8 protein-coding genes are annotated in these 8,731 nt (G+C 40.4%); all 8 read left to right on the top strand.

The genetic code is table 11. The annotated features are described in order from the left end of the window. Nucleotides 1-119 precede the first annotated feature (119 nt). The 8 genes from parA to JFC05_RS12395 all read left to right on the top strand — a co-directional run bounded on the left by parA (nt 120) and on the right by JFC05_RS12395 (nt 8,496). Nucleotides 120-758 carry a ParA family partition ATPase gene (gene parA / locus JFC05_RS12430; protein ID WP_198337109.1) on the top strand — a complete coding sequence of 213 codons (639 nt, stop codon included), beginning with the start codon at nt 120-122 and terminating at the stop codon, nt 756-758. A gap of 3 nt (nt 759-761) precedes the next feature. Continuing rightward, a complete protein-coding gene (locus JFC05_RS12425; protein WP_025652656.1) occupies nt 762-971 on the top strand; it encodes a plasmid partition protein ParG in 210 nt (69 codons plus the stop codon). Between the two features lie 323 nt (nt 972-1,294). After that, on the top strand, nt 1,295-2,836 hold the full coding sequence (locus tag JFC05_RS12420) for a type I restriction-modification system subunit M (RefSeq protein ID WP_198337108.1): 1,542 nt from the start codon (nt 1,295-1,297) through the stop codon (nt 2,834-2,836). Continuing rightward, nucleotides 2,833-3,945, top strand: a complete 1,113-nt coding sequence (locus JFC05_RS12415; RefSeq protein WP_198337107.1) for a restriction endonuclease subunit S — start codon at nt 2,833-2,835, stop codon at nt 3,943-3,945. The genes JFC05_RS12420 and JFC05_RS12415 overlap by 4 nt, the downstream gene beginning before the upstream one ends. Next, nucleotides 3,938-7,039, top strand: a complete 3,102-nt coding sequence (locus JFC05_RS12410; RefSeq protein WP_198337106.1) for an HsdR family type I site-specific deoxyribonuclease — start codon at nt 3,938-3,940, stop codon at nt 7,037-7,039. The genes JFC05_RS12415 and JFC05_RS12410 overlap by 8 nt, the downstream gene beginning before the upstream one ends. A gap of 204 nt (nt 7,040-7,243) precedes the next feature. Then, entirely contained in the window at nt 7,244-7,561 is a 318-nt protein-coding gene (locus JFC05_RS12405) for a hypothetical protein (RefSeq protein ID WP_198337105.1), read from the top strand. Nucleotides 7,562-7,590: 29 nt separating this feature from the next. After that, entirely contained in the window at nt 7,591-8,004 is a 414-nt protein-coding gene (locus JFC05_RS12400; protein ID WP_198337104.1) for an organic hydroperoxide resistance protein, read from the top strand. 276 nt (nt 8,005-8,280) lie between these two features. Next, entirely contained in the window at nt 8,281-8,496 is a 216-nt protein-coding gene (locus tag JFC05_RS12395; RefSeq protein ID WP_198337103.1) for a putative antibiotic biosynthesis monooxygenase, read from the top strand. The last annotated feature ends 235 nt before the right edge of the window (nt 8,497-8,731 follow it).

Here is an 8,731-nt window from a genome sequence, read left to right as displayed (position 1 = left end):
TAGATTAGTGAGGTGCTCTTCTTTTTTCAATCACTTTCGAAGTTGAGAGTGGGGTATACTTATATACTTATATACTTATATACTTATATACTTAATACATACTACAGGGATCTGTATTTATGAAGGTAATTGCGGTATTGAATCAGAAGGGCGGCAGCGGTAAGACCACCATTGCAACGCATTTAGCACGGGGACTACAGCTAAAAGGTCATAGTGTGCTGCTGGTAGATAGCGACCAACAGGGCAGTGCGCGTGACTGGAGAGCAGTTGATGAAGACAATCCGGTACCAGTGATCGGGCTCGACAGACCAACACTTGATAAAGATTTAAAAAACGTCTCTGATAAAGATTATGTGGTGATCGATGGATCGCCGCAAGCTACTAGTCTGGCTATTTCTGCTATAAAAGCGGCTGATTTTATATTGATTCCGGTGCAGCCGAGCCCCTATGATATCTGGGCGACCAGCGATTTGGTTGATTTAGTGCAGCAGCGTATTGAGATGATGGATGGCCAACTAAAGGCAGCCTTTGTCGTCTCACGCGCCATTCAAAATACCAATATTGGTAAAGAGGTTGCAACCGCGCTGCTTGATTATAATCTTCCGGTATTAGAGACCAGAGTGATGCAGCGAGTTGCTTATCCTAATAGTGCCGCCCTTGGTAAGACAGTATTTGATACCGAATCGCCTAGTAGCAATGCGTTACAAGAGATAACCGCATTGGTCAGTGAGATTCAAATATTTTTTGGTGAGGAGTAAGTCATGAGTTTATCAGCAGGTCGTCCTAGTAAGAACGTTAAGGATCAATTGGCTTTATCGGATGTGACGGACAGTCCCAAAAAGACGGTACGCGTGAATTTTAATTTAGATGAAGATAAACACATTGCGCTCAAGCGGTACGCGCTTGAAAGCCGAAAAACGGTGACTGAGTTGTTGACTGAAATGATTGAGGAAAAATTGGTTGAGCGATAGGTATAAAAAATTCGTTTTTCTATACCTATAAAAAGGATATGTATAAAAAACTCAAAAAATTATACATATCGTCGAACGCTGTGCACCTTACTAGTATCATCAGATGCTTGTTTTCTTAAGACAGACGCAGAAGCAAGCTGTAAAGAAAATGCCCATGGCAAAACAAGCACTGTTTCCTATATCAGCACCATATAATAGAACCAAAAACGGTTAGCAGTGCTAAGGTATATTGCTCTTAATCAAAGCGTACTCAATAACGATTTAAGTTACACAAAACATAAGGGGCTTTTAGCCCCATCATTATTCCTATAGGATTTTTCATCATGACAAGTACCCAACAACGTGCGGAACTGCATCGACAAATTTGGCAAATTGCAAACGAGGTTCGTGGTTCAGTCGATGGGTGGGATTTTAAACAGTATGTGTTGGGGACTTTGTTCTATCGCTTTATCAGTGAAAACTTCTCCAGTTATATTGAGGCGGGGGATGAGAGCGTTAATTATGCCGCTCTTTCTGATGAGGTGATTACTGCTGATATTAAAGACGATGCGATTAAGACCAAGGGTTATTTCATATACCCAAGTCAGCTGTTTGCTAGTGTGGCTGCCAATGCGCATAGAAACGAGAACTTAAATACGGATTTGGCCGCTATTTTTAAAGAGATTGAAAGCTCCGCCAATGGCTACCCGTCTGAGCCTGATATTAAGGGTCTGTTTGCTGATTTTGATACCACCAGTAACCGATTAGGTAATACGGTTGCCGATAAGAATACTCGATTAGCTGCGGTACTTAAAGGGGTGGCGGGCCTTAAACTACATCAGTTTAAGGACAGTGAGATTGATCTATTTGGCGATGCTTATGAGTATCTGATCTCAAACTATGCAGCCAATGCGGGTAAATCAGGCGGTGAGTTCTTCACCCCTCAAAGCGTGTCTAAACTGATTGCTCAAATTGCGATGCACAAACAAGAGGCAGTTAACAAAATCTACGATCCAGCTGCAGGCTCTGGCTCTTTATTGCTGCAAGCTAAAAAGCACTTTGATAATCACATCATTGAAGAGGGGTTTTTTGGTCAAGAGATTAACCACACTACCTATAACCTTGCGCGTATGAATATGTTTTTACATAACGTGAACTACGACAAGTTTAATATCAAGCTGGGTAACACACTGCTAGATCCGCATTTTGGGGAGGATAGGCCCTTTGATGCGATTGTCTCGAATCCGCCGTATTCAGTGAAGTGGATTGGTAGTGATGATCCGACCTTAATTAATGATGAGCGTTTTGCGCCAGCGGGTGTATTGGCTCCTAAATCAAAGGCGGACTTTGCTTTTGTGCTGCATGCATTGAACTATTTATCGAGTAAGGGCCGCGCCGCTATTGTCTGCTTCCCTGGGATATTCTATCGCGGCGGTGCTGAACAAAAGATTCGGCAGTATTTGGTAGATAATAACTATGTAGAGACGGTGATCTCCTTAGCACCCAACTTATTCTTTGGAACCAGTATCTCGGTTAATATCTTAGTGCTATCCAAGCACAAAACAGAGGGTAAGACGCAGTTTATTGATGCCAGTAAGCTGTTTAAGTCAGAGACGAATACTAACGTACTGACTGATGCGCATATCGAGCAGATCATGACGTTGTTTGATACTAAAGAGGATACGGATTATTTGTCTGCAAGCGTTGATAACAGCGCCATTGCTAAAAATGACTATAACTTATCGGTAAGTGCTTACGTAGAAGCAGAAGATACGCGTGAGGTTATTGATATTAAAACTTTAAATAGCGAACTTGAAACGACAGTCGCTAAGATTGATAAGCTGCGTGCTGATATCGATAAAATCGTTGCGGAGATTGAGGCATGAGTCAGTTAGGTTATATGGAAAAGCTACTTGATGGGGTTGAAGTTGAGTGGAAGGAGTTAAACACATTAACTAAAGTTTTACGAGGAAAAAGGTTAGTAAAAAGCCAGTTATCTGATAATGAAGAGTTTCCGGTATATCATGGTGGTTTACAGCCTTTAGGTTACTACAATAGTAGCAATAGACCTGCTGATACAGTAATGATTATAAATGTTGGAGCTTCGGCTGGAACCGTCGGTTATAGCTCGACAGAATTTTGGTCGTCGGATGGTTGTTTTTGTATAGAGCATTCAAAGCTATTAAATAATAAATATCTATATTACGTGCTGATAGGGTATCAGCATTTATTAAGATCTAAAGTAAGGTTGGCAGGAATACCTACTCTAGACTCTATTATAGTTGAAAGACTTCAAATACCCATACCACCTCTCAACATCCAAGCCGAAATCGTCCGAATTTTAGACACATTTACAGAACTTACAGCAGAACTTACAGCAGAACTTACAGCAGAACTTACAGCACGTCAGCAGCAGTATGCGTACTATCGTGAGCAGTTGCTGACGTTTGATAATAATCAAATTCAGTACAAAAGATTGGGAGATGTAGTAAATATCAAAAACGGTAAGGATTGGAAAAATCTAGGTAACGGCGACATACCTGTTTATGGTTCAGGTGGTGTTATGACTTATGTTGATACGTATGCTTATGATAAGCCTACAGTACTAATCCCTAGAAAAGGATCTATTACAAATATATTTTACGTTGAGACTCCTTTCTGGAATGTTGACACTATTTATTATACTGAGATTGATACTGAGCAAATCTTGCCGAAGTTCTTTTATTATTATATGAAAACTATTGATTTAATGAAATTAGATACAGGCTCAGGTAGACCTAGTCTAACTCAAGCAATTCTAAATGCTATAGGGATTCCAGTACCTTCTATTGTTGAACAAGAGCGCATCGTCTCTATTCTCGATAAATTCGACGCCTTAACCACATCTCTGACCGAAGGCCTCCCGCATGAAATAGAGCTACGTCAGCAGCAATATGAGTATTACCGTGACCTGCTTTTAAGCTTCCCTAAGCCTGAGGTAGTAGCTCATGACTGACCAAACAAAAACCATTGCTGAATCGAATAATTTTATCGTTTTAAATAAATATACCAAGTGCGATCAGCCTGATGGGGGGTATCAGACTGAAGATGATCTAGAGCGTGAACTACTCAAAGACTTACAAAACCAGGGATATGAGTTTGTCCCTGGTTTAAACTCGCCTGAAACGATGCTCGCTAACGTACGTGTACAGCTGCAGACCTTAAATGAGGTGCAGTTTACAGATGCTGAGTGGCAGCGCTTTGTGATGGAGTATCTTGATAATCCTAGCGATAACATCACGGACAAAGCTCGAAAGATTCATGATGACCACATCTATGACTTCACCTTTGATGATGGACACCTGCAGAACATTGCCCTGCTGGACAAAAAAAACATCCCACGTAACAAAGTACAGGTCATTAAACAGTTTGCTCAAAAAGGCACACAAGCCAATCGCTACGATGTGACTATTTTGGTCAATGGCTTGCCCTTGGTGCAAATTGAGCTTAAAAAACGTGGCATTGCCATTCGCGAAGCATTTAACCAGGTGCATCGTTATAGTAAAGAGAGCTTTAACTCCGATAACTCCTTATATAAATACCTACAGCTGTTTGTGATCTCAAACGGCACTGATACCCGTTACTTTGCCAATACCACCAAGCGCAATAAAAACAGCTTTGATTTCACCATGAACTGGGCGAGATCCGATAACACCCTAATCAAAGATCTAAAAGACTTTACAGCGACCTTCTTTCAAAAAAACGCCCTATTAAACGTGCTGATGCATTACACCGTCTTTGATGTGAGTAATACCTCATTAGTGATGCGTCCGTATCAGATCGCTGCTACTGAGCGCATCTTATGGAAAATAAACAGTGCCTATCAATCCAAAAAGTGGAGCACTCTCGAGAGTGGCGGCTATATTTGGCATACCACAGGCTCAGGTAAGACTTTAACCAGTTTTAAAGCTGCCCGCCTAGCAACGTCACTGCCTTTTATTGATAAGGTGTTTTTTGTGGTGGATCGTAAGGATCTTGATTATCAAACCATGAAAGAGTATCAGCGCTTCTCCCCTGATAGCGTTAACGGCTCTGACAGTACCGCAGGACTCAAGCGTAACCTTGAAAAAGATGATAATAAAATTGTTGTCACTACCATTCAAAAGCTAAATAACCTAATCAAAGGTGAGGCTGATTTACCCATCTATAATAAACAAGTGGTGTTTATCTTTGATGAGGCACACCGTAGCCAGTTTGGTGAAGCACAAAAGAACTTAAAGAAGAAATTTAAAAAGTACTATCAGTTTGGTTTTACTGGCACCCCTATCTTCCCTGAGAATGCCTTGGGTGCAGAGACAACTGCCAGTGTGTTTGGCCATGAGCTGCATTCATACGTTATCACTGATGCCATTCGTGATGAGAAGGTCTTGAAGTTTAAGGTGGACTACAATGACGTACGCCCGCAGTTTCAAGCCATTGAAAGCGAGCAAGATGAGAAGAAACTCACAGCTGCTGAAAACAAGCAGCTGTTATTACACCCTGATCGTATTGAAGAGATCTCAAAGTACGTCTTAAACAGCTTTAAGCAAAAAACCCATCGCTTAAAGGGAAACGGTAAAGGCTTTAATGCCATGTTTGCTGTTAGTAGTGTGGACGCGGCAAAGGCTTACTATGAGACCTTGAATCAGCTACAAAAGGACAGCGAGAGGCCCTTAAAGATTGCCACTATCTTTTCTTATGCTGCCAATGAAGAACAAGATGCAATCGGTGATATTGCTGATGAAGGCTTTGAGCCAACAGCCATGAATAGCAGTGCTAAAGAGTTTTTAAGCCGTGCTATTAATGATTACAACGAGATGTTTAAGACCAATTACGGCGTAGACAGTAAGTCTTTTCAAAACTACTACCGTGATCTTGCAGGACGCGTTATTAAGCAGGAAGTAGATTTACTAGTTGTTGTCGGTATGTTCCTCACAGGTTTTGATGCGCCGACCTTAAACACGCTCTATGTTGATAAAAACCTGCGTTATCACGGTCTGATGCAAGCGTTCTCACGTACTAACCGCATTTATGATGCCACTAAGACCTTTGGTAACATCGTGACGTTTCGTGACTTAGAGCAAGCGACCATTGATGCCATCACCTTATTTGGGGATAGAAACACTAAGAACGTCGTGTTAGAAAAAAGCTATAGGGAGTATCTAGAAGGCTTTACTGATATTGCGACAGGCAAAGCACGACGAGGCTATTTGGAGGTGATTAAGGAGCTGCAGCAACGTTTCCCTAACCCTGATGAGATTGTCAAAGAGGCGGACAAAAAGGACTTTGCTAAGTTATTTGGCGAGTACTTACGCGTCGAGAACATCTTACAAAACTATGATGAGTTCGCGAGCCTAAAAGCGCTTCAAAGCATAGATATTACTGATAATGAGGCAGTTGAGGTATTTAAAGCTGAGCACTATTTGACTGATGAAGATCTTGCTGCCATGCAAAGCATCGATGTACCCGCTGAACGTACAGTACAAGACTATCGATCAACGTACAACGACATACGTGACTGGCTGCGCCGTGAAAAAGCCGCCAAGGATCAAAGCGAGTCTTCGCTTGACTGGGATGAAGTGGTTTTTGAGGTGGATCTTCTTAAGTCTCAAGAGATTAACCTTGATTACATCCTTGAGCTGATTTTTGAGCATAACAAGAATACCAAGGATAAGTCCGCCTTAGTCGAAGAAGTACGCCGAGTGATTCGAGCAAGCCTTGGTAACCGCGCTAAAGAAAGCCTGGTAGTAGATTTCATCAATAAAACCAACTTAGATAACATCCCTGATAAATCCAGCATTATTGAGGCCTTCTTTAGCTTTGCTCAAACAGAGCAGCAGCGTGAGGCGCAAGATATGATTGCTGCTGAAAATCTTAATGAAGAGGCGGCTAAGCGTTATATAACGGCATCTTTAAAGCGTGAATACGCCAGTGAGAATGGTACGGAGCTAAATGAGGTCCTACCTAAGCTAAGTCCTCTTAATCCGCAGTACTTAACTAAAAAACACATCGTTTTTCAGAAAATGTCGGCTTTTGTAGAGAAGTTTAAAGGTGTGGGTGGGAAGGTTTAGCATTAATTGCTATTGAGAAGCTCTTTTCTGAATATGCTGCATTCGGAACAAGAATAATGACGACAAATCAATGTTGAAAAATAATATTTGATAAAGTTAAAAAAGAAAACCCTGCACAAGGGCAGGGTTTTCGCATCTGTCTAGGGGGGAGGTGTTAACCTACGATACCCCTAGCTCACAATTTAATTATAAGGCTTTGTAGGTATGAATTCAACTGTTAACGGTGAAAGGGTAAAAAGTACGCTATCTTCACCCAGACTATCTACTTACGAAAAAGAAGTTTCTGACCTAGATAGCGCTTTAGAATTGTATCTATGGAATGCAAATGTATCAGGCGCTTTTTTACCTTGCCTACATATTTGTGAGGTGACTATTAGAAATGCGGTTTCAGAGGTGTTGTTTAAGCTACATAGTAACCAGTGGCCTTGGAATAAGGGTTTTATAAATACTTTGCCTAATCCTGCAAGAATAAACCTACAGCAAGCAAGCACCAAGTCATCTGATGTCAATAATGTTTATTAGAGCTGAGACATTCAAACAAGGAATATATAATGAAAATTTTTTATAAAACTCGCGCAACAGCAACTGGCGGCCGTTCTGGACATACAGGTCTTGATGATGGTTCTTTAGGTTTTGATTTGGTGTCTTTTCAAGAGCAAGATAAAGAAGGTGTGAATCCAGAACAGCTGTTTGCGATGGGCTACGCTGCGTGCTTTGATAATGCTCTGGATATGACAGCACAGCAAATGAAACTACCAATAACTGGGTCAAAAACTTCTGCTCAAGTTGGTATTGGTATGAACGCTGATAACAGCTATAATTTAGATATAGATTTATTTATTGAAGTGTCTGGTATTGACGAGTCACAAGCGCAAACTCTAATCGAATCCGCTCATCAAGTTTGTCCGTATTCAAATGCAACTCGTGGTAATGTTGATGTACGCCTGCATGTTACTGTGGCTTAAAAAGCAGTGGTAATTATAAAAAATAATAATAATAAAAAATAATTATAATTATAATTATAAATTTTATAATTGCTTGACTAATCTACAGGGTCAAGCAATTTTTTATACCTTAAAATATTTCTGCTCTTCTTATATTTGGAGGTATATCTGATAATTGTCCACTCAATAGAGCAGACCCTAATTAGCTATCTTGATTATCCTTATTATAAAAAGTAAGCAATTATTTTTTAACTCTCAGAAACCTAAAATCTTTCCTAATTCAGATGTTGCAAGATTATGAAAATCAAAAACAGACTCAGACAGATATTGATTGGCTATATAGGTCTTTTCCCTACGCTGTTAATCGTGTTGAGTGTATTAAAGCCGATTACTAAGGATTTGAGCTTTCCAGTGGTTGTACTGATAGAAACTATAATACTTGTACCCCTAACCCAGATGGCATCTTTTCCGTTGGCAGGTTGGTTATTCAATCGTATTAGAGGCGAGAAATAGAGCTAGGCACAAAAAAAGTGATAAAGAAATCATTATAGTAATAGATAACTACTAGAATTTCATTTATCACCTTCAATACCTTATGGTAACTGAGAATTTAAGCCACCACAAGCGTTGCAATCTACAGCAGCTTATTTATGCCAAATACTTTTAATAGACTCCCAATACTCTGAGAAAACGGAGTCATTACGCTTCGTTTCTTCCTGACTATCTAGATGGGTAGGTGGCAAGATAT

Source organism: Psychrobacter celer, from assembly GCF_016107555.1.
Taxonomy (GTDB): domain Bacteria; phylum Pseudomonadota; class Gammaproteobacteria; order Pseudomonadales; family Moraxellaceae; genus Psychrobacter; species Psychrobacter celer.
This window is presented reverse-complemented; position numbering and strand designations above follow the sequence as displayed.

Coding starts and splice junctions, on each gene's coding strand:
- JFC05_RS12400 (WP_198337104.1), top strand. CDS start 7,591: ATGAAAATTTTTTATAAAACTCGCGCAACAGCAACTGGCGGCCGTTCT.
- JFC05_RS12425 (WP_025652656.1), top strand. CDS start 762: ATGAGTTTATCAGCAGGTCGTCCTAGTAAGAACGTTAAGGATCAATTG.
- JFC05_RS12395 (WP_198337103.1), top strand. CDS start 8,281: ATGAAAATCAAAAACAGACTCAGACAGATATTGATTGGCTATATAGGT.
- parA (WP_198337109.1), top strand. CDS start 120: ATGAAGGTAATTGCGGTATTGAATCAGAAGGGCGGCAGCGGTAAGACC.
- JFC05_RS12405 (WP_198337105.1), top strand. CDS start 7,244: ATGAATTCAACTGTTAACGGTGAAAGGGTAAAAAGTACGCTATCTTCA.
- JFC05_RS12410 (WP_198337106.1), top strand. CDS start 3,938: ATGACTGACCAAACAAAAACCATTGCTGAATCGAATAATTTTATCGTT.
- JFC05_RS12415 (WP_198337107.1), top strand. CDS start 2,833: ATGAGTCAGTTAGGTTATATGGAAAAGCTACTTGATGGGGTTGAAGTT.
- JFC05_RS12420 (WP_198337108.1), top strand. CDS start 1,295: ATGACAAGTACCCAACAACGTGCGGAACTGCATCGACAAATTTGGCAA.